At 68.9% G+C, this 21,967-nt stretch carries 24 protein-coding genes; 8 read left to right on the forward strand and 16 right to left on the reverse strand.

Going from position 1 to position 21,967, the window contains the following annotated elements:
• Positions 1–134: 134 nt before the first annotated feature.
• Positions 135–752, reverse strand: a complete 618-nt coding sequence (locus ACWEVR_RS02170; RefSeq protein WP_452465471.1) for a hypothetical protein — start codon at positions 750–752, stop codon at positions 135–137.
• A 135-nt stretch (positions 753–887) separates the two neighbouring features.
• A complete protein-coding gene (gene dapD, locus ACWEVR_RS02175) occupies positions 888–1,838 on the reverse strand; it encodes a 2,3,4,5-tetrahydropyridine-2,6-dicarboxylate N-succinyltransferase (RefSeq protein WP_067637725.1) in 951 nt (316 codons plus the stop codon).
• A gap of 118 nt (positions 1,839–1,956) precedes the next feature.
• Between dapD and dapE the strand changes: the two genes are divergently transcribed.
• Genes dapE through ACWEVR_RS02205 form a run of 6 tightly spaced genes read left to right on the forward strand, consistent with a single transcriptional unit; the run spans position 1,957 to position 7,999 of the window.
• Positions 1,957–3,057 (forward strand): succinyl-diaminopimelate desuccinylase, encoded by a 1,101-nt coding sequence (gene dapE / locus ACWEVR_RS02180; RefSeq protein ID WP_452465472.1) that lies wholly within the window; start codon positions 1,957–1,959, stop codon positions 3,055–3,057.
• 10 nt (positions 3,058–3,067) lie between these two features.
• Entirely contained in the window at positions 3,068–3,871 is an 804-nt protein-coding gene (locus ACWEVR_RS02185) for an LOG family protein (RefSeq protein WP_067637985.1), read from the forward strand.
• The gene (locus ACWEVR_RS02190; protein ID WP_225278779.1) at positions 3,865–4,419 is read left to right on the forward strand and encodes an LOG family protein; all 555 of its coding nucleotides are present in this window, start codon (positions 3,865–3,867) and stop codon (positions 4,417–4,419) included. The genes ACWEVR_RS02185 and ACWEVR_RS02190 overlap by 7 nt, the downstream gene beginning before the upstream one ends.
• A gap of 9 nt (positions 4,420–4,428) precedes the next feature.
• The gene (locus tag ACWEVR_RS02195) at positions 4,429–6,195 is read left to right on the forward strand and encodes a long-chain-acyl-CoA synthetase (RefSeq protein ID WP_452465473.1); all 1,767 of its coding nucleotides are present in this window, start codon (positions 4,429–4,431) and stop codon (positions 6,193–6,195) included.
• A gap of 2 nt (positions 6,196–6,197) precedes the next feature.
• Positions 6,198–7,064 (forward strand): dihydropteroate synthase, encoded by an 867-nt coding sequence (gene folP, locus ACWEVR_RS02200; protein ID WP_452465474.1) that lies wholly within the window; start codon positions 6,198–6,200, stop codon positions 7,062–7,064.
• Positions 7,061–7,999 (forward strand): glucosyl-3-phosphoglycerate synthase, encoded by a 939-nt coding sequence (locus ACWEVR_RS02205; RefSeq protein WP_067485770.1) that lies wholly within the window; start codon positions 7,061–7,063, stop codon positions 7,997–7,999. The genes folP and ACWEVR_RS02205 overlap by 4 nt, the downstream gene beginning before the upstream one ends.
• Before the next feature lie 271 nt (positions 8,000–8,270).
• Here the strand turns inward: ACWEVR_RS02205 and ACWEVR_RS02210 are convergent, their stop codons facing one another.
• From ACWEVR_RS02210 to sigE, 7 genes are all read right to left on the reverse strand, one after another.
• The gene (locus ACWEVR_RS02210) at positions 8,271–9,350 is read right to left on the reverse strand and encodes an XdhC family protein (RefSeq protein ID WP_452465475.1); all 1,080 of its coding nucleotides are present in this window, start codon (positions 9,348–9,350) and stop codon (positions 8,271–8,273) included.
• Positions 9,351–9,427: 77 nt separating this feature from the next.
• Positions 9,428–10,000 carry a hypothetical protein gene (locus tag ACWEVR_RS02215; protein ID WP_452465476.1) on the reverse strand — a complete coding sequence of 191 codons (573 nt, stop codon included), beginning with the start codon at positions 9,998–10,000 and terminating at the stop codon, positions 9,428–9,430.
• A 116-nt stretch (positions 10,001–10,116) separates the two neighbouring features.
• Complete coding sequence (locus ACWEVR_RS02220; protein ID WP_452465477.1) at positions 10,117–10,974, reverse strand: hypothetical protein; 858 nt, start codon at positions 10,972–10,974, stop codon at positions 10,117–10,119.
• A gap of 182 nt (positions 10,975–11,156) precedes the next feature.
• Positions 11,157–11,579 (reverse strand): Sec-independent protein translocase protein TatB, encoded by a 423-nt coding sequence (tatB, locus tag ACWEVR_RS02225; protein ID WP_067485778.1) that lies wholly within the window; start codon positions 11,577–11,579, stop codon positions 11,157–11,159.
• 33 nt (positions 11,580–11,612) lie between these two features.
• Positions 11,613–13,151: a S1C family serine protease gene (locus ACWEVR_RS02230; protein WP_452465478.1), complete on the reverse strand. Its 1,539-nt coding sequence runs from the start codon at positions 13,149–13,151 to the stop codon at positions 11,613–11,615.
• A 10-nt stretch (positions 13,152–13,161) separates the two neighbouring features.
• Positions 13,162–13,530: a zf-HC2 domain-containing protein gene (locus ACWEVR_RS02235; RefSeq protein WP_452465479.1), complete on the reverse strand. Its 369-nt coding sequence runs from the start codon at positions 13,528–13,530 to the stop codon at positions 13,162–13,164.
• A 62-nt stretch (positions 13,531–13,592) separates the two neighbouring features.
• Positions 13,593–14,261, reverse strand: coding sequence for an RNA polymerase sigma factor SigE (gene sigE / locus ACWEVR_RS02240; RefSeq protein ID WP_084456750.1), 669 nt, complete (start codon positions 14,259–14,261; stop codon positions 13,593–13,595).
• A gap of 280 nt (positions 14,262–14,541) precedes the next feature.
• On the opposite strand from sigE, the gene ACWEVR_RS02245 reads away from it, so the two are divergent.
• Positions 14,542–15,174, forward strand: a complete 633-nt coding sequence (locus tag ACWEVR_RS02245; RefSeq protein ID WP_452465480.1) for an O-methyltransferase — start codon at positions 14,542–14,544, stop codon at positions 15,172–15,174.
• On the opposite strand, the gene glgC is transcribed toward ACWEVR_RS02245, so the two are convergent.
• Complete coding sequence (gene glgC / locus ACWEVR_RS02250) at positions 15,175–16,392, reverse strand: glucose-1-phosphate adenylyltransferase (RefSeq protein ID WP_067637704.1); 1,218 nt, start codon at positions 16,390–16,392, stop codon at positions 15,175–15,177. It lies immediately after the preceding gene.
• A gap of 110 nt (positions 16,393–16,502) precedes the next feature.
• Here glgC and glgA point away from each other — a divergent pair, with 110 nt between their 5' ends.
• Positions 16,503–17,669 (forward strand): glycogen synthase, encoded by a 1,167-nt coding sequence (gene glgA / locus ACWEVR_RS02255; protein ID WP_452465683.1) that lies wholly within the window; start codon positions 16,503–16,505, stop codon positions 17,667–17,669.
• A 66-nt stretch (positions 17,670–17,735) separates the two neighbouring features.
• Here glgA and ACWEVR_RS02260 read toward each other — a convergent pair whose 3' ends face one another.
• From ACWEVR_RS02260 to ACWEVR_RS02285, 6 genes are all read right to left on the reverse strand, one after another.
• Positions 17,736–18,668 carry a putative RNA methyltransferase gene (locus ACWEVR_RS02260; RefSeq protein WP_452465684.1) on the reverse strand — a complete coding sequence of 311 codons (933 nt, stop codon included), beginning with the start codon at positions 18,666–18,668 and terminating at the stop codon, positions 17,736–17,738.
• The gene (locus ACWEVR_RS02265) at positions 18,665–18,832 is read right to left on the reverse strand and encodes a DUF3117 domain-containing protein (protein ID WP_011211259.1); all 168 of its coding nucleotides are present in this window, start codon (positions 18,830–18,832) and stop codon (positions 18,665–18,667) included. The genes ACWEVR_RS02260 and ACWEVR_RS02265 overlap by 4 nt, the downstream gene beginning before the upstream one ends.
• An 82-nt stretch (positions 18,833–18,914) precedes the next feature.
• Positions 18,915–19,547, reverse strand: coding sequence for a DNA-3-methyladenine glycosylase I (locus tag ACWEVR_RS02270; RefSeq protein ID WP_452465481.1), 633 nt, complete (start codon positions 19,545–19,547; stop codon positions 18,915–18,917).
• Positions 19,544–19,864, reverse strand: coding sequence for a DivIVA domain-containing protein (locus tag ACWEVR_RS02275; RefSeq protein WP_452465482.1), 321 nt, complete (start codon positions 19,862–19,864; stop codon positions 19,544–19,546). Before ACWEVR_RS02275 ends, ACWEVR_RS02270 begins: the two co-directional genes overlap by 4 nt.
• A 50-nt stretch (positions 19,865–19,914) precedes the next feature.
• Positions 19,915–21,051: an Mrp/NBP35 family ATP-binding protein gene (locus ACWEVR_RS02280; RefSeq protein WP_452465483.1), complete on the reverse strand. Its 1,137-nt coding sequence runs from the start codon at positions 21,049–21,051 to the stop codon at positions 19,915–19,917.
• Between the two features lie 51 nt (positions 21,052–21,102).
• Positions 21,103–21,963 (reverse strand): lytic transglycosylase domain-containing protein, encoded by an 861-nt coding sequence (locus ACWEVR_RS02285; RefSeq protein ID WP_378669321.1) that lies wholly within the window; start codon positions 21,961–21,963, stop codon positions 21,103–21,105.
• Positions 21,964–21,967 lie beyond the last annotated feature (4 nt).

Here is a 21,967-nt window from a genome sequence, read left to right on the forward strand (position 1 = left end):
TCCTGTTATACGACTCCGTATAACAGCTGAAACTACTCCGTGCCGGTGGCCGCGTCGAGTATCGGCTTCGTCACCCCGGGGCAACGAAAAAGCCCCGCACTCGGGCGAGTGCGGGGCCTTTTCGGTTCAGCGGATCAGGGCTGGCCGGTCGCGAACGCGATCACCGCGTCCAGGAACTCCTGGCCACCCATCACGTAACCACCGATCAGCATCCCGGCGGGGATGGTGAACAGCCACAGGAACGGGAAGAACGCGCCGATGATGCCACCGATCGCGATGCCCGGCAGGTTCTTGTTGACCTGGGCCATCAGGCGGTCGTAGGAGCTGATGTCCTTCAGTTCGGCGATGTCGCCGAGCTTCGCGGTGTCCTCCGGCGTCATCGAGGCGGCCAGCTTCACGCTACGGCCGTCCTCGGCGATCTGCGGGGTCACCGAGATCGGCAGACCCGCGACCTCCGAGCGCAGCGCCGTCTGGTCGACGGTGACGCCCTCGGCATTGCGCAGCAGCACGGCCGAGCCGTCGGCGGCCAGCTCGAAGCGGCCGTTGTCGACCGCCCAGGTGATGGTCTTGTCGGTGGGCGACACCGCGGTGGTGTAGCCGATCCCGTTGCTCACACCCGAAGTCACGCCCCCCGCAGCCACCACCGCGGGCTGTTCGGTCGCCACGGCGGGCTGACCGTTGGCGGTGGCCGCGGTAATCCCCACCGCGACAACCGACATCACAACAGCAGTAGTGAACTTTCCGAACTTCATACTTGAATCCCTCCACATTCGAAAGCCCCCCGACCGGGTGGGCGAATTCAAGCTAGCGGACCCGAAAAGCCTTGCCGCACCGGGATACCCGTCGTCAACAAACCGCAATAAATGCGATATTGCCGAATGTGGGATTCAGTCGTTGGCGTGCAGCGCGGCATTGAGCTCGATACCGGTGCCCTTGCGGGGCACCACTTCCACCGCGCCGGTGGTCGAATTGCGGCGGAACAGCAGATTGTTCTGCCCGGCCAGGGTGGCGGCCTTGACGACGGTGCCGTCGGGCGCGGTGACCTTGGTTCCGGCCGTCAGGTACAGGCCCGCCTCGAGCACGCAGTCGTTGCCGAGCGGAATGCCGAGACCCGCGTTGGCGCCGAGCAGGCTGCGCTCACCGACCGAGATGACGGTGGTTCCGCCGCCCGACAGCGTGCCCATCGTCGACGCGCCACCACCGATATCGGAGCCGTCGCCCACCACGACACCGGCCGAGATACGGCCCTCGACCATCGAGTTGCCGAGGGTGCCCGCGTTGAAGTTCACGAAGCCCTCGTGCATGACGGTGGTGCCCGAGGCCAGGTGCGCACCGAGGCGGACGCGGTCGGCGTCGCCGATGCGCACACCCGAGGGCACCACGTAGTCGACCATGCGGGGGAACTTGTCGATGCTGTACACGGTCACCGGGCCGCGGGCGCGCAGCTTGATCCGGGTCTGCTCGAAACCCTCCACCGCGCACGGGCCGTGGTTGGTCCACACCACATTGCTGAGCAGGCCGAACTGGCCGTCCAGGCTCAGGCCGTGCGGCTGGACCAGGCGGTGCGAGAGCAGGTGCAGGCGCAGATACACGTCGTGGGCGTCGGTGGGGGCGGCCGACAGGTCGGCGATGGTCGTACGCACCGCGACCACCTCCACGCCGCGCGCCTTGTCGGGGCCGAGCAGGTCGGCGAACTCCGGCGCGTCGGCCGCGTCGAGGCGCTGGGAGCCGGTCTCGGTGAACTCGCCCAGCTCCGGGCTCGGGTACCAGGTGTCGAGGACGGTGCCGTCCGAGGTGATGGTGGCGATACCGACTGCGCTTGCTCCTTGAGTGCTCACGGGACCACATTTTGCCGCCTCGATCCAGGTCGAGGTGGCGCGGGGGCTGTGCGATGGACCACCCGGTCCGATTCCCGCACCCGGACACGGCGTCGTACGCGCGTACTACTGTCGAGATGTGACTCTCGATTTGCGCGCCGACCCCGTCCAGTTGACCGCCGCCCTGGTCGATGTGCCGAGCGTTTCCCGCGACGAGGCCGCCATCGCGGACCTGGTCGAGCAGGCGCTGCGCGATCAGACCACCGGTTTCGAGATCAAGCGGCACGGCAATGTGGTGCTGGCGCGCACGAACCTCGGCCTGCCCACCCGGGTGATCCTGGCCGGGCACCTGGACACGGTGCCCATCGCCGACAACGTGCCGAGCAGGCCCGCCGAGGTGGACGGGGAGCCGGTGCTGTTCGGCTGCGGCACCGTCGACATGAAGTCCGGCGACGCGGTATTCCTGCACCTGGCCGCCACCATCACCGACCCGGCCCATGACCTGACGCTCATCTTCTACGACGGCGAGGAGATCGCCGCCGAGTTCAACGGCCTCAACCACATCGAACGCGACATGCCCGAGTGGCTCGACGGCGACCTCGCCGTGCTCGGCGAACCCTCCGGAGGCTGGATCGAGGCCGGCTGCCAGGGCACCCTGCGGGTGCGGTTGAGCACCTCGGGTGTGCGCGCGCATTCGGCCCGGGCCTGGTTGGGGGAGAACGCGATTCACGCGCTGGCGCCGGTGCTGGAGCGGCTGGCCGCCTACCAGGCGCGCCAGGTCGACATCGACGGCTGCGTGTACCGCGAAGGGCTCTCGGCGGTGCGCGTGTCCGGTGGCGTCGCGGGCAATGTGGTGCCCGACGTGGCCGAGGTGGACGTGAACTTCCGCTACGCCCCCGACCGCACGGTCGAGCAGGCCATCGCCCACGTGCGCGAGGTCTTCGACGGGCTCGACGTGGGTTTCCTGGTCACCGATTCCTCGCCCGGCGCTCTGCCCGGTCTCACCGCACCGGCCGCGCGCAGCCTCATCGACTCGGTCAACGCCCACGGCGGCGGCGGAGTGCGCGCCAAGTACGGCTGGACCGACGTCTCACGCTTCGCCGCCCGTGGCATTCCCGCCGTGAACTTCGGCCCCGGCGACCCCAATCTTGCTCACAAGCGCGACGAACACGTCCCGCTCAGCCAGATCACCGCCGTCACCGCCATGCTGCGCACCTACCTCACCGCGGGTGCCCAGTAGCGTGGAGGACATGTCGAGCGAATCCGTGGATGAACAGGTGGGGAAGGCCAAACCGAAGTTCCGTGGGCCGGTGATGTTCCGACGCGAACGCAAGCCGGGAGCACGGACCGCGGACCGCAATCTCCTCGACACCCGTCAGGACAGCGAGTGGGTGCACACGGACCCGTGGCGGGTGCTGCGGATCCAGGCCGAGTTCGTCGAGGGCTTCGGCGCGCTGGCCGAGGTGCCGCCCGCCGTCACGGTGTTCGGCTCGGCGCGTACGCCGGTCGACCACCCGGAGTACGCGGCGGCACGGGCGATCGGGTCCGCGCTCACCGACGCCGGATTCGCGATCATCACCGGCGGCGGACCGGGGGCCATGGAGGCGGCCAACCGCGGGTCGTCGGAGGCGGGCGGCTACTCGATCGGCCTCGGTATCGAGCTGCCGTTCGAACAGGGGCTCAACGACTGGGTGGACCTGGGGATCAACTTCCGCTACTTCTTCGTCCGCAAGACGATGTTTGTGAAGTACTCGCAGGCCTTCGTCTGCCTGCCCGGCGGTTTCGGCACCCTCGACGAACTGTTCGAGGCGCTCACCCTGGTGCAGACCCGCAAGATCACCCGTTTCCCGATCATCCTGTTCGGCACGGCCTACTGGTCCGGGCTGGTGGAGTGGATGCGTAATTCGCTGGCCGGGTCGGGCAAGATCTCGCCGGAGGATCTCGACCTCATCCAGGTCACCGACAGCGTCGAAGACGTGGTGCGCATCGTCAAGGAGGCGACCGGCGGACGCGGCGGCGACATCGAACGGCTCGGCACCGAGGACCAGTGGTGAGCTACTCGATCTGCGTCTACTGCTCGGCGAGTACCACCGAACCGGAACTGATCGACCTGGCCTCCCAGGTGGGCACCGAAATCGCCCGTCGTGGTTGGCAACTGGTGTCCGGCGGCGGCCGGGTGTCGATGATGGGCGCGGTCGCGGCGGCCGCGCGAGCGGGCGGCGCGCACACCGTCGGGGTGATCCCCAAGCACCTGGTGCACCGCGAGGTCGCCGATACCGCCGCCGACGAACTGCTCGTCACCGACACCATGCGCCAGCGCAAACAGCTGATGGAGGAACGCGCCGACGCCTTCCTCACCCTGCCCGGCGGCGTCGGGACGCTCGAGGAATTCTTCGAAACCTGGACCGGCGGTTACCTGGGCGAACACACCAAACCCGTGGTCGTGCTCGACGCCGACGGTTTCTACCGCGGGCTGTTCGGCTGGTTGGACGAGCTGTTCGAGCGCAAGATTGTCACACAGCAGGCGCGCGACCGCATCGTCGTGGCCGCCGACCTGCCAGCCGCGTTCGCCGCGTTGACACCGGCCGCGGCCCGAGGGTAGGAGATCGACGTGAGCAACGACGCCCGCGACACCGTCAGCGTGTTCGACCTGGCCAAGAAGCTGCCCGGCATGGCCATGGACGCACCGCGCATGCTGCGCAACGCACCGGGAATGCTGGTGGGGCCCAAGGACAAAGCCTCCATCGGCAAGTACTTCCAGCGGCTCGCCCACCGGCGGCCCGACCGGGTGTTCCTGCGTTTCGAAGGCCGTTCCTACACCTACCGCGCCGCCAACAGCGAGGTGAACCGGTACGCCGCAGTGCTTTCCGCGCGCGGAGTCGATCGCGGCGACGTGGTCGGCGTGCTCATGACCAACCGTCCCGAGACGCTGTTCACGGTGCTCGCGGTGCTCAAACTCGGCGCCACCGTCGGGTTGCTCAACTACAACCAGCGCGATCAGGTGCTGGCCCACAGCATCGGTCTGCTCGACAGCGTGCTGGTCGTGGTCGGCGAGGAATGCCTGGAAGCACTCGATTCGCTGCCCGAGGCACCGGCGAACGTGCTGATGTCCGAGGAACTCGCCGAATCGGCGCGTGGCGCAACGGCTTCCGATCCGGCGGTCTGTGAGCAGGTGACGGCGGGCGAACGCGCGTTCCTGATCTTCACCTCCGGCACCACCGGTATGCCGAAGGCCAGCGTGATGACCCATCTGCGCTGGACCAAGAGCATGGCCGGGCTCGGCGGGCTCGGCGTGCGGTTGCGCGGCGACGACGCCCTGTACTGCTGCCTGCCGCTGTACCACAACAACGCGCTCACGGTGGCGCTGTCGGCGGTGCTGGCCGGTGAGTCGACCTATGTGCTCGCGCGCAAGTTCTCCGCCTCCGGCTTCTGGGCCGAGATCGCCCGCGAAGGGGCGACGGCGTTCATCTACATCGGTGAGCTGTGCCGCTACCTGGTCAACCAGCCCGTACGGCCAGGCGAGGAGAACAACCGGGTACGGCTCGTCGTCGGCAACGGGCTGCGGCCGGAACTGTGGGACGAGTTCCGGCGCCGCTTCGGCATCGACCGGGTGGTGGAGTTCTACGGGTCGAGCGAGGCGCCGCTCGCCTTCGTCAACGCCTTCGGTGTCGACCGCACGGCCGGGCTGTGCCCGCTGCCGTACGCGGTGGTCGAATACGACGACGAGACCGGTAAGCCGCGCCGCGGATCGGACGGAAAACTGCGCAAGGTGCGTTCCGGCGGCGTCGGACTGCTCCCGGCGAAGGTGAACAACCGTCAGCCCTTCGACGGTTACACCGATGCGAAGGCCTCCGAATCCAAGCTGGTCCGCGACGGGTTCAAGAAGGGCGACTGCTGGTTCGACACCGGCGACCTGGTGCGCGACCAGCACTTCTGGCACATCGCGTTCGTCGACCGGCTCGGTGACACCTTCCGCTGGAAGGGCGAGAACGTCGCCACCACCGAGGTGGAGGGCGCGCTCGATCAACACCCGAGCGTCGAGCAGGCGGTGGTGTTCGGGGTGGACATTCCCGGCACCGACGGCAAGGCGGGCATGGCCGCGATCACCCTGCACCCCGATGCCGAATTCGACGGCAAGGGGCTGGCCGCTACCGTCTACGAGCGGCTGCCGCTCTACGCGGTCCCGCTGTTCGTCCGGGTGGTCGCCGAACTCGAGCAGACCTCCACCTTCAAGAGCCGCAAGGTGGAACTGCGCAAGCAGGGCTACGCCGCCGACGCCGAGGGGCAGCTGTACGTGCTCAGCGGACCGACCGAGGGCTACGTCCCGGCCTACGACGGCTACGCCGACGATGTCGCCGCGGGTAGAGCTCCGCGATAGCGATGCCTGAACCCACCTTCTGTGGTCGGCCCGTGCCGACCGATCGCGCGCTGGTGATGGCGATCGTGAACCGCACCCCCGACTCGTTCTACGACCGGGGCGCCACCTTCACCGACCGGGCCGCGATGGACCGGGTGACGCGGGCCGTCGACGAAGGCGCCGACCTGGTCGACATCGGCGGGGTGAAGGCCGGGCCGGGCGACACGGTCGACGCGACCGAGGAAACGCGACGGGTGGTTCCGTTCGTCGCGGCGATCCGGGAGAAGTACCCGGAGCTGTTGATCAGTGTGGACACCTGGCGCGGCAAGGTCGCCGGGGACGCCGTGGCCGCCGGGGCCGATCTGGTCAACGACACCTGGGCAGGGGCGGACCCCGAGCTCGTGCACGTCGCCGCCGACCTGGGTGCCGGGATCGTCTGCAGCCACACCGGTGGCGCCGTGCCGCGTACCCGTCCGCACCGGGTCCGCTACGCCGATGTGGTCGCCGAAGTGACCGCCACCGTGGCCGCCGCGGCCGAACGCGCGGCCGCCGCCGGTGTGCGGCGCGACGGAATCGTGATCGATCCCACTCACGATTTCGGAAAAAACACCTATCACGGGCTCGAGTTGTTGCGTGGAATCGACAGTCTCGTAAAAACCGGGTGGCCAGTGCTGATGGCCCTGAGTAACAAGGACTTTATCGGGGAGACTCTAGGTGTCGGTCTGACCGAGAGGGTCGAGGGCACACTGGCGGCAACCGCGTGGGCGGCCGCCGCGGGCGCTCGGGTCTTCCGGGTTCACGAAGTCGCCGAAACCCGGCGGGTCGTGGACATGATCGCCGCAATCCAGGGCATCCGGCCCCCCGCACGAACTCTGCGAGGTCTGGCATGAAAATCCAACACCGCGAGCCCGCCTGGGCCACTACCCACACCTGGGACACCCCTGACTGGACGGTCGGCGACCTCGTCGCCGCCAAAGCGGGTCGCACCGTTTCGGTGGTGCTGCCCGCCCTGGACGAACAGGACACCGTCGCCGACGTGGTGGCCAGTATCCGGCCGCTGCTCGGCACCCTCGTCGACGAACTGATCGTGCTCGACTCCGGGTCCACCGATGCCACCGCCGAACGTGCGCGGCGCGCGGGTGCCGAGGTGGTGACCCGTGAGGAGGCCGTGCCCGAGCTCGAGCCGGTCGCGGGCAAGGGCGAGGCGCTGTGGCGGTCGTTGGCCTGCACCTCCGGTGACCTCATCGCCTTCGTCGACTCCGACCTCATCGATCCCGACCCGGCGTTCGTGCCCAAGCTGCTCGGCCCGCTGCTGACCATGCCCGGTACCCACCTGTCCAAGGCCTACTACCGGCGCCCGCTGCGCCAAGGCGAGTCCGTCGACGCCAACGGCGGTGGCCGGGTCACCGAACTGGTCGCCCGCCCCCTGCTGGCGGCGCTGCGCCCCGAACTGGTCCAGGTGTTGCAACCGCTCGGCGGTGAATACGCGGGTACCCGCGAACTGCTCACCGCCGTCCCCTTCGCCCCCGGCTACGGCGTGGAGATCGGCCTGCTGCTCGACACCTACGACCGCCTGGGCCTCGACGCCATCACCCAGGTGAACCTCGGCGTCCGCACCCACCGCAACCGCCCCCTCTCCGACCTCGGCGTGATGAGCCGCCAGATCCTCGGCACCGCCCTGCGCCGCAGCGGCGTCCCCGACTCCGGCGCCCCCCTCACCCAATTCCCCCTCATCGCAGGCGAATTCATCCCCCACACCACCGAGGTCTCCCTCGAAGACCGCCCCCCGATGAAAACCCTCCGCCCCGAACAGGTCGCCGCCTGACACCTCTCCTCGACCGCCTCGTCGTCGCGACGACGAGGCGGTCATCGGCGCGCCCACCCCTTGCCGCGTGGCTCGACTGTGTGGGCTGCCGACGACGCTGTCCGTCCACTCCCAGCGAGTGCTCGTTGTGCGTATCGGTCCACGTAACCGAGTGGGCGCGGTCGACCTTTCCCGCGCGACCGACGCCGAACTCGACGACCTATGTACCGATCGGCCGCGGCGCGGTTATCGGAAGCGAAGACGGTCCGCGCGGGGATCAGTGTCGGGGGGCTCAGGGTGTTCGGGGGTGGATGGGGCCGGTCAGGGTGGTGAGGGGGCGGGCCGTGGTGTTGGTTCGGGTGGCGAGGATCTGGGCGAGGATGGAGACGGCGGTTTCCTCGGGGGTGTGGGCGCCCAGGTCGAGGCCGAGAGGGCTGTGGATGCGGGCGATGGTGGTGGGGGAGAGGCCGTGGTCGCGGAGGCGGGTGGTGCGGTCGCGGTGGGCTCGGCGGGAACCGAGGGCGCCGATGAAGGCGACTGCAGGCAGGTCGAGGGCGGTGGCAAGCATGGGGACGTCGAATTTGGGGTCGTGGGTGAGGACGCAGACGACCGTGCGGTCGTCGATGCGGTCTGCCGCGGCTTCGGCGGCCAGGTAGCGGTGGGGCCAGTCGACGACCACTTCGTCGGCGGTGGGGAAAAGTGCCGGGGTGGTGAAGGTTTCGCGGGCGTCGACGACGGTGACGCGGTAGCCGAGCTGAGTGGCGGCCGTGGTGAGGGCGCGGGTGTAGTCGTTGGCCCCTGCCAGGATCATGCGCGCGGGGGAGCGGAACACCTGGACGAAGGTGCGGGGGCGGGTCGCGACGGCAGGCGTGCAATCCTGGGCGCCGACCATGCCGTTGTGGCCCGCGGTGAGCAGTGCGGCCGCGTCCTGGTCGAGGCCGCGCCACGGCGTGACCTGCCCGGGCCGCAGCAGCCGGCGATCCGGGGTGGATTCGAGAGTCGTGGCGTAGGCGATGGGCTGGTGCGCGGTGAGCGCGGCACGCAGCTCGCGCAGCAGTGGAAGATCGGCGTGGCCGAGCCGTTCGACGAAGACCTCGATCTCCCCGCCACACGGCAGTCCGACGGTGAGCTCGTCGGCTGCCGCGAACCGCTCCACGCATGCCGAGCCGTCGGCGAGCACCTGCTGGGCCGTCACCAGTAGCGCCGCCTCGACGCATCCACCCGAGAGCGAACCGACGACCCGACCATCCGGGGTGAACACCATCGCGGCCCCGGTATCGCGCGGCCCCGCCCCGATCCGGGCGACGATCCGGGCCAGCGCCACCGGCCCCTCGGCGAGTAGATCGACCACCTGCCCGAGCAGATCGCGCATCGCCCACCGGCCTCTCCACCGACTGTGACCTTTCGGTCCAGCCTAGCTAACCGCGAGCATCCCGGCGCGGGGAAAGCTCAGTCGAGGATCTCGCGGTGCTGGAGACCGGCGGGCACGGCGCCCTGATGGAAGAACTCGTGGAAGATCTGCGCCGCGTACTCGGCGGTGAAGACCTCCTCCGGGTAGACGTAGGTGTCGTCGTCGCCGTGCGGCACGTACACCGTGGGCAGTCCGAGGCGGCTGCCGGGGAACCCGAGGGTGTAGCGGCGCGGCAGATGATCGACCGTCGTGCGTAGCTGCAGCGTCATCGCGTCGGCGGAGCCGGTGCAGCGCAGCGCCAGATCGCCGCGAGCCGCGCTCACCGACGCCGTCACCTCGGTGGCGGGCATGGGCTCGGGTAGCACCGTCAGATCGAGCGCGAAGCGCTGATGGCCGTCCATCCGCCGCAGCGGGCGCAGGAAGCTGTCCACGTCCTCGTGCGGGCCGATGAAGACCTTCAAACGGTCGCTGTAGGTCACGCGGTGGGTCGTCACGACCACCTCACCGCCGACGGAGTCGATGTCGGACGCGGGAACAGGCCGGGGGCCCGCGGCGCCGGCCGCGCGCACGGGCAGGACCCGGCAGGCATTGGCCTCGGGAGACGAGAACATGTGAAGCTCACCTACTCACACTCGGTTACTCGCTAGCAATCTAACCATCGGGCTCGGGTTGTGATCTATAACATTACCGTGATGCAGATCACAAAGTGTCCGTTGTTTAGATGCAGTTATGGGCGAGTCCGGTTCGCAGCGGACTTTTGGTCGGTTTCGTGCCGATAAACCGGGGTGAGTAGGTCCGCATCGACCGGTTCGCCGGTCGTGCGGTCGTACCGCACAGCGATGAGAACCGAGAACAAATGCGTGCTCGCCCGCTCGTGCAGCGTCGCCAGCCGGGTGGCCAGCAACCGGATCGCACCCAGGGAACCCGGCGGGTGCAGTCCGTCGATGAGCATCACGGTGCCGCGCCGGTCGGGGCGGGGCAGCCTGGCCAGGTAGGCGATGTCGTGTGGTTCGGTGCCGCCGGGCCGGTAGACGCGGCGCGCGGCCCGGTCCTCGATGCCGCGCCGGGTGTCGCCCGCGCGGGTGACGGTGCGCCGCAGTCGTGGATCGGCCGCCACCAGCTGTCGCAGGCTCGGCGACAGCTCGGGCCCGCCGAGGACCACCAGGCCGTCGCGATTGAGATCGATGGGTCTGCCCGGCAGGAACGTCTCGACCGTCGCCACGAAACCGAGCTGGCGCAGCAGCTCGGCCAGCCGTTGCGCGGCAGCCGGATCGGGTGCGCCGAGCAGCCTGCCCGCGCGGACCTCCGGGGCGAGCACGGTGAGCGTGCCGTGTCCGAAGAACAGCCCTTCGGGCACCGGACCCTGGGTGCTCACCTGGTGGATGCGCGCCCGCGACAAGCCCGCTGCGGCGCCGATGCGGGCGAACGTCCAGCCCTCGGCATGGAGTTCGCGGATCACGGCGCGGCGGATCCTGGTGAGTTCGTTGATGGTCTGCTGGGCAGCCGCCACCCCGTCGGTGGCTGCTTTGAGTCTCTCGACCTTGTCTTCGATCGCGAAGACTCGTGCCACGTCATCGGCCGACATGTGCGAAGTCTAGACAGCTGGACGGCGATTCGTGTCTATAACGATTGACATCGAATGTCTTGGCGCACAACGCCGATCGAGGTATGACTGTCGGCAACCACAAAGACGGCGAGGTCGGCACGGACATCGGCGGTACGCGCGATCGGGTGGCAAATGACGACCGTGTGGTCTGTTCGCCGGTGTCAGGTGGCGTCGGAGTCGATCGGCGGGCGCTCGTTGTGCTCCAACGGCTTCGGCGCCTTCGACAACGAAGGCCCACTGCCGGGCATTCCGCTGCTGGTGCCGAACAACTCCTTGCGGTCCGGCACGGCCTTCTCCAGATCGCGCAGCACCGAGTCGTCGCCGCCCAGCAGGTGCTTGGTGACCGCGGCACGCGGTGTCATGCCGCGCAGCTCGTTGAGTTCGGCGAGCGGTTTGCGCAGCTCGTCGAACTCCGGGCCGAGTTCCTGCTTGAGCGTGGAGGTGGCCCCGCTGGCGTAGTCGCGTACCTGACGCAGCGACGACGTGGTCCAGCGGATCGCCCCGGGCAGGCGCTCCGGGCCGAGGATCACGAGGGCGGCGACGAGCAGGATCATCATCTCGCTCCACCCGATGTTGCTGAACACGATCCCAGGTTACCCGGCGCGCGTCGTCGCAGCTCAGTCGGATTCGAGGGTGACGGGCACGTCCACCTGCCTGCCATCGCGGATCAACTGCACGTTCACCCGCTCGCCGATCTTGTGCGACTGCACCGCGACGACCAGTTCGTCGGGGCCCTCGACGATGCGGTCACCGACCTTGACGATCACGTCGCCCTCAACGATGCCGGCCTTGGCCGCAGGTCCGCCCGCCACCACGTCGGCCACGGCGGCGCCGCTGCGCAACTCGTTGGCGACGGCCTTGGTGCGCGCGCTGAGCCCGAGCTGCGGGTGGTTGACCTTGCCGTCGCGGATCAGGGTCTGCGCGATGGAGGTGACCACATCGATCGGGATGGCGAACCCGAGACCCACCGAGTTACCGGTGTTGCTCTTGATAGCGGTGTTGACGCCGATCAGCCTGCCGTCCATGTCGACGAGGGCGCCGCCGGAGTTACCGGGGTTGATCGAGGCGTCGGTCTGCACCGCATCGATCACGGCATTGGTGTCGGTGCCCTCGCCACCGAGGCTCACCGGACGGTGCAGCGCGCTGACGATGCCGGAGGTGACGGTTTTCTCCAGGCCGAGCGGCGAACCGATGGCGAGCACGTCGTCACCCACCTGCACGTCGTCGGAGCGGCCGAGGTTCGCCTCGGTGAGGTTGTCGGCGTCGACCTTGAGCACCGCGAGGTCGGTCTTGGGATCGCGCCCGACGATCTGGGCAGGCACCCGGGTGTTGTCGGAGAATTCGATCTGGATCTTGGCGTTGCCGGACTTGTCGGTGGCCGCCGCCGAGATCACGTGGTTGTTGGTGACGATGTAGCCCTGCTCGGCGTCGAGCACGACACCCGAGCCGGACGGCCCGCCGTCACCGATGATGACCTGAATCGAGACCACCGACGGCAGCACCGCGTCGGCGACGGCCGCGATCTTGCCGTGTGGGGAATCGGAGCTTTCGCTCTGCTGGAGGGTGACCTTGCGCGAGGTGAGGGTGGACGCGGTCTCGGCAGTGATCCGCCCGACCAGCCCACCGACGACGGCGATACCGAGCGCGATCACGGCGAGCAGGGCCAGCGCTTTCGGCGCGACACGGGAGCCGAACAGCACCTCGCGGGCCGACAATTTGGAAGCGACAGGCAGTGGGGCGGGTTCGGGTGTCTCGATCGCCGGGGCGCCGAGGCGCGCGCCCGCGGCCGGGTCACGCCACGGGTCGACCGGACCCGCGACGACGATCTTGCGTTCGCCGGAATCGGGTTCGCGCTGCAACAGTTCGTCGGAGCCCTCGGGGCGGGCGAACGCCTCGGCGAGCACACCGTCCGGCGGTCGGCGATCGACCAGCTCGCCGTCGTCGGAACGTTTGCCATCGCGCATCGGGTCGTGCGGGGCGAACGAACCCGTCTGGCCGTTCGGGCGGCGGAACGCGTGCGCGGTATGGCTGTCGATGTGCGGCCGGTACACCGGACGCGGGCCGAGGGTCGGCGCGTCGGAGGGCCGCAGATTCCCCCGTGACGCCGCCGAATCCGAGTTGTCGGTCGATCCGGGATTCGTCGATTCGCCTGTCACGCCCGTGACTCTACTTGCGCCGCCACGTAGTCCACCGGGCTGCGGGGAACGAATCGGTCAGGAATCCGAGAAATGCCTCGTTACGGCGGGGAGGCTCGGGTGCGGCGGCGGGCAGTTCGGCCAGCGGGATGCGGCTGAGGCTGTCGTGCAGGCTGCGCGGAACGGCGACTTCACCCGCCCGGCGCAGCGCGATCCGCGCCTGCTGCTGGGCGTCGACCTCGGCGGCGCATTCGGGGCACACCGAGAGATGCTGGGCGGCACGCAGATAAGCGTTCATGCGCAGCTCACCGTCGACGTAGGCCGCGATCGCCTCGCTGGCCAGATGCTCGGTGGGCTGAAAGCGCGGTGTGCGACCTGAGGATGCTGGATCCACGCTCATGCGGAGTTCTTCCTTCCGACCGACATCAACCCGACCAGGCCGGGTGTGACCGCTCGCGGCCGTCACCCTGCGTAGGTGTCAGCGGAGTATCGCTGCTCTATTCCATTATGCGCAAGGTAGTCGCGCAGTGCCTGGCGCCCGCGGTGGATGCGGCTGCGCACAGTGCCCAGTTTGACGCCGAGCGTGGCGCCGATCTCCTCGTAGGACAGGCCCTCGATGTCACACAGCACCACGGCCGCGCGGAACTCCGGTGCGAGGGCGTCGAGCGCCTTCTGCAGGTCCGGGTCGAGGCGGGAGTCGTGATAGGCGTCCTCGGGCGTCGGTCCCTCGGCGGGCACCCGGTCGTAGTCCTCGGGTAAGGCCTCCATGCGGATGCGATTGCGCCTGCGGACCATGTCGAGGAACAGGTTCGTGGTGATGCGGTGCAACCAGCCTTCGAACGTGCCCGGCTGGTAGCTCTGCAGGGATCGGAACACCCGGATGAAGGTTTCCTGGGTGAGGTCCTCGGCGTCCTGGGCGTCGCCGGACAGCCGGTAGGCGAGGCGGTAGACCCGGTCGGCGTGCTCGCGGACCAGTTCGTCCCACGACGGCATCACCGTGCGGTCACCGGTGGCGTCGAAAGCCGCGGTGCCGGTGAGTTCGGCATCGAGATCGTCCTCGACGGACGGCGGAAAGTCGGTGGGAAGGGTCTGGGCGGGCAGTGTGGCGTCGGAACGCGCCGTGTCTACCATCGGGATGGGACACCTCCTACTCGGGACCGCCGGCACGAAACCGAACCGGTCCGGGTCAGCGGACCTTGTCTTGTCAGGAACAACCGCCGGATGTCTGCGGTTGTTCCCGCGCCTCGTACCCGCCGCGATCGGCTGGTGTGGCAACTATTTCCTGTCGCGATATGGGGCACGTGTGGAGACCCTGAGTGGCACCTGAGAATCCTGATCTGCCCCGACACTCACCCCGCGTGGGCGCCTTCGCTGAATACACAGACCCGGTCGGTGACATAGCCTCTTAGCTGTGGCATCGAACGTGGAGCGGAACCTGGCCTATGTGGAGGAGTCCGTCGTCGAGGACGAAGTCCTCCTCGACGCGCGCGAGCGGGCCACCGAATTGGGCGCCGCGCCCGTGCCCGCCTCGGTCGGCGCGCTGCTGAGCATGTACGCGCAGATGCTCGGCGCCCGCTCGGTCGTCGAGGTGGGCACCGGCGCGGGTGTGAGCGGATTGTGGCTGCTCGACGGCATGCGTGAGGACGGAACCCTCACCACCATCGACTCCGAACCCGAGCATCAGCGGGCCGCCAAGGAGGCCTTCCGCACTGCCGAGATCGCGCCCGCGCGCACCCGGCTCATCAACGGTCGCGCCCTCGATGTGCTGCCGCGCCTGGCCGACGGTGCCTACGACCTGGTCTTCGTCGACGCCTCGCCCATGGAACACCCGCTCTACGTGGAGCAGGGTGTGCGATTACTGCGCGAGGGCGGGGCGTTCATCCTGAACAACGCGCTGCTCGGCGGGCGCGTCCCCGACCAGGCCCAGCGCGACCCGGCCACCCAGGCGGTGCGTGCCGCGACCAGGGCGATCGCGGAGAATCCTGAGCTCACCAGCGTCCTGATCCCGATCGGGGACGGGCTGCTCTGCGCGTCGCGCGGGTAGTCAGCCCACCCAGATGCCCTTGCCGACGGTGACGACCCCACCGTTGCTCACGGCGAATCGTTCCCGGTCGCGGTCCAGGTCCACGCCGATGATCTCGCCCTCGCCGACCACCACGTTCTTGTCGAGAATGGCGTGGCGGACCACCGCGCCACGCCCGATGCGCACACCGGGCATCAGCACGCTGCCCTCCACGGTCGCGCCGTCGTCGATCATCACGTTGGAACTGAGGACCGAGTTGCGTACGGTGGCGGCCGACAGGATCGAGCCCGCGCCGACGATGGACTCCTGAGCGAGGCCGCCGCGCGCGAACTTGGCGGGCGGCAGGTTCTCGGCGGCGCCGCGGATGGGCCAGTGCTTGTTGTAGAGGTTGAACACCGGGTGCACCGAGACCAGGTCCATGTGCGCCTCGTAGAAGGCGTCGATGGTGCCGACATCGCGCCAGTAGCCCCGGTCGCGATCGGTGGCGCCCGGTACGTCGTTGTCGGCGAAGTCGTAGACGGCGGCCTGCCCGGCCGCGACCAGCGACGGGATGATGTCGCCGCCCATGTCGTGATCGGAATCGGAGTTCTCCGCGTCGGCGCGGATCGCGTCGACGAGCACGCGGGTGGTGAACACGTAGTTGCCCATCGACGCGAAGGTCATGTTCGGGTCGTCCGGGGTGCCGGGCGGATGGGCGGGCTTCTCCAGGAACTGGGTGATGCGCCCGGACTCGTCGGAATCGATGCACCCGAACGCGCTCGCCTCGCTACGCGGCACCCGGATCCCCGCGACGGTCACGCCCGCGCCCGAGGCGATATGGCTGGCCACCATCTGTTCCGGATCCATCCGGTACACGTGATCGGCCCCGAAAACCACGATGTAGTCGGGGTCCTCGTCGTAGATCAGGTTGAGCGACTGCATGATCGCGTCGGCGCTGCCGGTGTACCAGCGCGGCCCGAGCCGCTGCTGCGCGGGCACCGGGGTGATGTACTCCCCGGTGAAACCCGACAGCCGCCAGGTCTGGGAGATGTGGCGGTCCAGCGAATGCGATTTGTACTGGGTGAGGACGCACAGGCGCAGATATCCCGCGTTGACCAGGTTGCTGAGCACGAAATCGATCAGCCGGTAGGCCCCACCGAACGGAACCGCGGGCTTGGCGCGGTCGGCCGTGAGCGGAAACAGTCGTTTGCCCTCGCCACCGGCGAGCACGATCCCGAGTACGTGCGGCTGGCTCCTCACCCTGTCAAAGTACAGGTCCCGGGCCCACCCGGTGGCCCATGTCGACCCGAGCGTCTAATTTGGACCGCGTGAGTGATGGCACCGACGGAAAACGAGCGATCGCGGATCCGTTGCGGGTGGCCATGCTGACCCGGGAGTATCCGCCCGAGGTGTACGGCGGTGCGGGCGTGCACGTCACCGAGCTCACCGCCCGGCTGCGCGCGCTGTGCGAGGTGACCGTGCACTGCATGGGCGCGCCGCGCACGGGCGCGGTGGTGCACCGGCCCGATCCCGAGCTGTACGCCGCCAACGCCGCGTTGCAGATGATGTCGGCGCAGCTGCGGATGGCCGACGCCGTCGGCGCGGTGGACGTGGTGCATTCGCACACCTGGTACGCGGGCCTGGCCGGCCATCTCGCCGGTGCGCTGTACGGCATCCCACACGTACTCACCGCGCATTCGCTCGAACCGCGCAGGCCGTGGAAGGCCGAACAGCTCGGCGGCGGGTACCGCCTGTCGTCGTGGTCGGAACGCAACGCCATGGAACAGGCCGACGCCGTGATCGCGGTGAGCGAAGGCATGGCCCACGACGTCCTCGACGCCTATCCCGCCATCGACCCCGGCCGGGTCCACGTGGTGCACAACGGCATCGACGCGGGCGTATGGCATCCGGGCGAGCCGGCCGGCTCCGAACAGCCGGTGCTCGAGCGGCTCGGGGTACGCGCCGACCTCCCGATCGTCTCGTTCGTCGGCCGCATCACCCGGCAGAAGGGCGTGGGCCATCTGCTGGCCGCCGCAGCCGACTTCGACCCCGACATCCAGCTCGTGCTGTGCGCAGGCGCGGCCGATACCACCGAACTCGAGCTCGAGGTGGCCGCCGCGGTCGACGAGTTGCAGCGGCGGCGGGGGAATGTGTTCTGGGTGAAAGAGATGCTCCCCACCGAACAGGTCCGCCAAATCCTCACGGCCGCAACGGTGTTCGTATGCCCGTCGGTCTACGAGCCGCTGGGCATCGTGAACCTGGAGGCCATGGCCTGCGCAACCGCCGTCGTCGCCTCGGACGTGGGCGGAATCCCCGAGGTCGTCGCCGACGGCGTCACAGGACGATTGGTCCACTACGACCCCGTCGCCGCCGGGGACTACGAACGCGCCCTCGCCGATGCGGTGAACGAGGTCGCCGGCGATGCGGAACTGGCGCAACGCTACGGCCAGGCCGGCCGGGCGCGAGCCATCGCGGAGTTCGATTGGGCGAGGATTGCGGAGCAGACTGTGGAGGTCTACCGCGGCGTCATCCGTTAGAGGTTTCGTCCGGGGCGACTGCAACCGGCGCTGCTCGTCGCACGTCCCGTCGAATACGGCCGGCGTTCAGCCGAGCGGTGCGTAGGTGGCGACGGTGACCGAGGCCGTGACCTCGGTGATGTCGGCGAGGGCGGCTATCCGTGGGTCGTCGGCGGCGGTGGTGTGGAAGGCGGACGGGCCCATGGCGACCACATTGGTGACGTCGGCACGTGACAGCTTCATGGGAAATTCGACCACGGTGTGATCGGTGCGGGTGAAAGTCCCCGACAGCGCGTCGTCGAGCCGACGCTCCTTGTCGGGGTCGACGCGGACCATGCCCAGCGGTTCGATCAACTCGCCCAGATGCCGTGAGGTGGGCGTGACGACGACGAACCGTCCGCCGGGCGCGAGCACCCGCGCGACTTCGCCGGGATTGCGCGGCGCGAAGACCGACAAGACCCCGGTGAGAGCGCCATCGCGGATCGGCAGCCCACGCCAGGCGTCGGCCAGGATCGACGCGAGCCGGGGATGCGCGCGAGCCGCGCGACGAGCAGCAGGCTTCGCGACATCGAGCGCGATACCGAGGAGACCCGGATGCGCGTCGAGGACCTCGCCCAGGTAGTACCCGGTACCGGCCCCGATCTCCAGCACCGCACCCCCCGGCGATCCGGCGTCGGCCGACGATGCGGGGTCGTTCGACGATGCGTGGCGGTACGGCGGTCCGGCGTCGGCCGCGGACGGCGTGTGTCCAGCCGGGTGCGTGGAGCGGAAAGCTTGGGCGACGGCATGCGCGATGGGCGCGAAGTGGCCCGCACTCTGGAAAGCCGCGCGGGCGTCGAGCATGGCGGCGGTGTCGCCGGTCATTTTCGTCGAAGCGCCGGTGAGCAGGCCGACGTAACCCTGGCGGGCGATGTCGAAGCTGTGCCGGTTGCCGCACCGCAGTGCGCCTGCGCCGGGCTGCAGGGTGTCGCCGCACTCCGGGCAGGCCAGGAGTGCGGCGACCTCGGTCAGGGCTGTCAGCTGGTGACGCTCTTCAGTTCGTCACCGAGGGCCGCTGCCTCGTCCGGTGTGAGTTCGACGACCAAACGCCCGCCACCCTCGAGTGGAACCCGCATGACGATTCCACGACCTTCCTTGGTTGCCTCGAGGGGACCGTCCCCGGTACGGGGCTTCATGGCCGCCATCCTCTGCTCCCTCCAGATCTGCGCGGTGGAGTGCGCACTACTGTTCTCTGGTCCGCCGGGTGTTCGGCGGGCCACACCGGTCCTATTCTTCCCTATTGCCGACTCGGGCGGACACCTGAGTAGCAAATCTGACTCCGGGGTCGGTTCCTTTCGGTACGGCTTGCACCCAGCAAACAGCCAGGTGATCGTCCACCATGCCGGTCGCCTGCATCAGTGCGTAGGCCGTGGTCGGGCCGACGAAAGCGAAGCCACGGCGCTTCAATTCCTTTGCCAGAGCAATGGATTCGGGTGTGGTGGCGGGCACATCAGCGATGGTCGCGGGCCTCGGGCGTGGCTCGGGTGCGAACGACCACACCAGCTCGTCGAGGCCGATCGGCAGGTCGCGAGCAACCCGGGCGTTCGCGATGGCCGCGTCGATTTTCGCGCGGTTGCGGACGATCCCGGCGTCGGCGAGCAGCCGGGCCCGGTCGGTGTCGTCGAATTCGGCGACCTTGGCGATCTCGAAGCCCGCGAAGGCGGCGCGGAAGGCCGGGCGCTTGCGGAGGATCGTGATCCAGGCCAGGCCCGATTGGAACGCCTCGAGGCACAGCCGCTCGAACATGGCATCGTCGCCGTGGAGGGCCTTGCCCCATTCGTGGTCGTGGTAATCGCGGTAGAGCTGGGAGCCGGTCGCCCAGTCGCAGCGGACCAGACCGTCGTCGACGAACTCGCTCACCGGTGCTCCTGGCCCGCTGCCACCTGCGCCTGCCACTGCCGCATCTGCGCCAACTCGAACTCGAGTTCGTCGATGCGCTCGGCCAGCCGCCCCAACGCCCAGTCGACCTCACCGGCCTTGTAGCCGCGCACGACCTGCTGAAACCGTAACGCCCGCACATCCGCCCCCGTGACGCCCTCGGCGGGCAGCACGGTCGCGGTGGTCCCCTGCGGCAACGGTCCGAGCTCCTCCGACCGGCCGAACACCGCACTGGCGACGAGAAACAACATCGCCGCGACCAACCCGACGATGAGCACATACAGAAGCAGCGTCAGCATGCCCCCAGACTAGGCAAACCCACCGACAAGTCCCGCATCAGCGGGAGCGGTCAGAGGTGGCGCGTGGTGTCGATGCCGAGCGACATCCCCGCCAGGCCGCGCTTGCGGACGGCGAGCTTGTCGGCGACGCCGCGCAGGGCGACGGCGGCCGGATTCTCCGGATCGGCGAGCACGATCGGGGTACCCGCGTCGCCACCTTCGCGCAGGGCCTGCTCGATGGGAATCTGGCCGAGCAGCGGGACGGTCGAGCCGACGGCACGGGTGAGGCGGTCGGCGACCACCTGGCCGCCGCCGGAACCGTAGAGCTCCATGCGCGAACCGTCGGGCAGGTCGAGCCAGGACATGTTCTCGACGACGCCCGCGATCCGCTGACGGGTCTGCAGGGCGATGGCACCCGCGCGTTCGGCCACCTCGGCGGCGGCGATCTGCGGGGTGGTGACGACCAGGATCTCGGCGCTCGGGATCAGCTGGGCGATGGATATGGCCACGTCGCCGGTGCCGGGCGGCAGGTCCAGCAGCAGCACGTCCAGATCGCCCCAGAACACGTCGGCCAAGAACTGCTGCAGCGCGCGGTGCAGCATCGGACCGCGCCACACCACGGGCGTGTTGCCCTGGGTGAACTGCGCGATCGAGATCATCTTCACGTCGTGGGCGATGGGCGGCATGATCATCCGCTCCACCTGGGTGGGCTTCGCGTCGGTGCCGAGCATGCGCGGGATGGAGTGACCGTAGATGTCGGCGTCGAGCACACCGACCGACAGCCCGCGCTCCGCGAGGGCGACGGCCAGGTTGGCGGTGACGCTGGACTTGCCGACGCCACCCTTGCCCGAGGCCACCGCGTACACGCGGGTGAGCGAACCAGGCTGGGCGAACGGGATCACCGGCTCGGCGGAGTCGCCGCGCAGCGATTTGCGCAGCTCGGTGCGCTGTTCGTCGCTCATCACGTCGAGGTCGACGGTCACCGCGCCCGCACCCGGCACGTCGGCGACGGCCTTGGTGACACGCTGGATGATCTCGGTGCGCAGCGGGCAGCCCGAGGTGGTGAGGTACACCTCCACGTGCACGTCGCCGGTGTCGGCGATGGCGATGCTCTTGACCATGCCGAGCTCGGTGATCGGCTTGCGGATCTCCGGATCGTCGACCTTCGCGAGCGCCGCCCGCACATCCGCTTCCGTAATCACTGCCATATGTCCGATATTAGGCTGCACCGGTTTCCCGGCCGGGTGTGGGGCGCGTGCTCAGTGGATGCGCGGGAGGTCCTGCGGTTTGGGGGCGAGGCCGCTGGAGTAGGAGCCCGACCATGCCATCACGTTGGCGACGTAGGCCATGGAGTTGTTGTAGCGCAGGATCGCCTTGGACTGCTGGGACAGGTCGCGCATGTTCAGGCCGCCGTCGCAGAGGTACTTGCCCGCGGTGAGGGCGGCGTCGTAGAGGTTCTGCGGGTCGGCGATGCCGTCGGCGTTGCCGTCGGCGGCGTAGCGCTCCCAGGTTTCGGGCAGGAACTGCATGGGGCCGATGGCGCGGTCGTAGCCGCCGATGCCGTCGAGGGCGCCGCCGTCGCTGTCGTGGATGACGTTGTTGCCCGACAGGCTGCCGTCGAGGACGGGACCGTAGACGGCCTTGATCGGGTTGCCGTCGGCGTCGGCTTTGCCGAAGGCGTGGGTGGATTCGACGCGGCCGATGCCCGCCAGCAGCGACCACGACATGCCGCAGTGCGGATTCTCCACGGCCAGTTGCTGTTCGGCGTTCTGGTAGGCGGCCACCGCGATGCCGGGGATGCCGAGCGGCCCGGCGGGCAGGTCGGAGGCGACCCGATCGCCGGACAGCGCAACGGTTTTCACCTCGGGGGTGGCCGACCGCGACTGCTTGGCCTCGGCGTGGACGACCTCGGCGACCTCGGCCTGCGGTGCGGCGGCGAATTCGGGGCCGGTCTCGGTGTCGAGTTCGGGCAGATCGTGCTCCACGGCCGCCATTTCGGCGGTGGTCGTGTCGGTGGCGGCGGCGGTGACGGCCACGAGTCCGGCCGGAACCAAGCCGGTGAGCGCGATGATCGAACTACGTCGAACCGTCGTTGCAGGCTGTTTACGATGACGACCCATGAGC

It is taken from the genome of Nocardia sp. NPDC003979 (assembly GCF_053605015.1).

Coding starts and splice junctions, on each gene's coding strand:
- ACWEVR_RS02205 (WP_067485770.1), top strand. CDS start 7,061: ATGAAAATCCAACACCGCGAGCCCGCCTGGGCCACTACCCACACCTGG.
- ACWEVR_RS02210 (WP_452465475.1), bottom strand. CDS start 9,350: ATGCGCGATCTGCTCGGGCAGGTGGTCGATCTACTCGCCGAGGGGCCG.
- ACWEVR_RS02215 (WP_452465476.1), bottom strand. CDS start 10,000: ATGTTCTCGTCTCCCGAGGCCAATGCCTGCCGGGTCCTGCCCGTGCGC.
- ACWEVR_RS02220 (WP_452465477.1), bottom strand. CDS start 10,974: ATGTCGGCCGATGACGTGGCACGAGTCTTCGCGATCGAAGACAAGGTC.
- ACWEVR_RS02265 (WP_011211259.1), bottom strand. CDS start 18,832: ATGGCGGCCATGAAGCCCCGTACCGGGGACGGTCCCCTCGAGGCAACC.
- ACWEVR_RS02185 (WP_067637985.1), top strand. CDS start 3,068: ATGTCGAGCGAATCCGTGGATGAACAGGTGGGGAAGGCCAAACCGAAG.
- ACWEVR_RS02285 (WP_378669321.1), bottom strand. CDS start 21,963: ATGGGTCGTCATCGTAAACAGCCTGCAACGACGGTTCGACGTAGTTCG.
- folP (WP_452465474.1), top strand. CDS start 6,198: ATGCCTGAACCCACCTTCTGTGGTCGGCCCGTGCCGACCGATCGCGCG.
- sigE (WP_084456750.1), bottom strand. CDS start 14,261: ATGGTAGACACGGCGCGTTCCGACGCCACACTGCCCGCCCAGACCCTT.
- ACWEVR_RS02235 (WP_452465479.1), bottom strand. CDS start 13,530: ATGAGCGTGGATCCAGCATCCTCAGGTCGCACACCGCGCTTTCAGCCC.
- ACWEVR_RS02170 (WP_452465471.1), bottom strand. CDS start 752: ATGAAGTTCGGAAAGTTCACTACTGCTGTTGTGATGTCGGTTGTCGCG.
- ACWEVR_RS02280 (WP_452465483.1), bottom strand. CDS start 21,051: ATGGCAGTGATTACGGAAGCGGATGTGCGGGCGGCGCTCGCGAAGGTC.
- ACWEVR_RS02275 (WP_452465482.1), bottom strand. CDS start 19,864: ATGCTGACGCTGCTTCTGTATGTGCTCATCGTCGGGTTGGTCGCGGCG.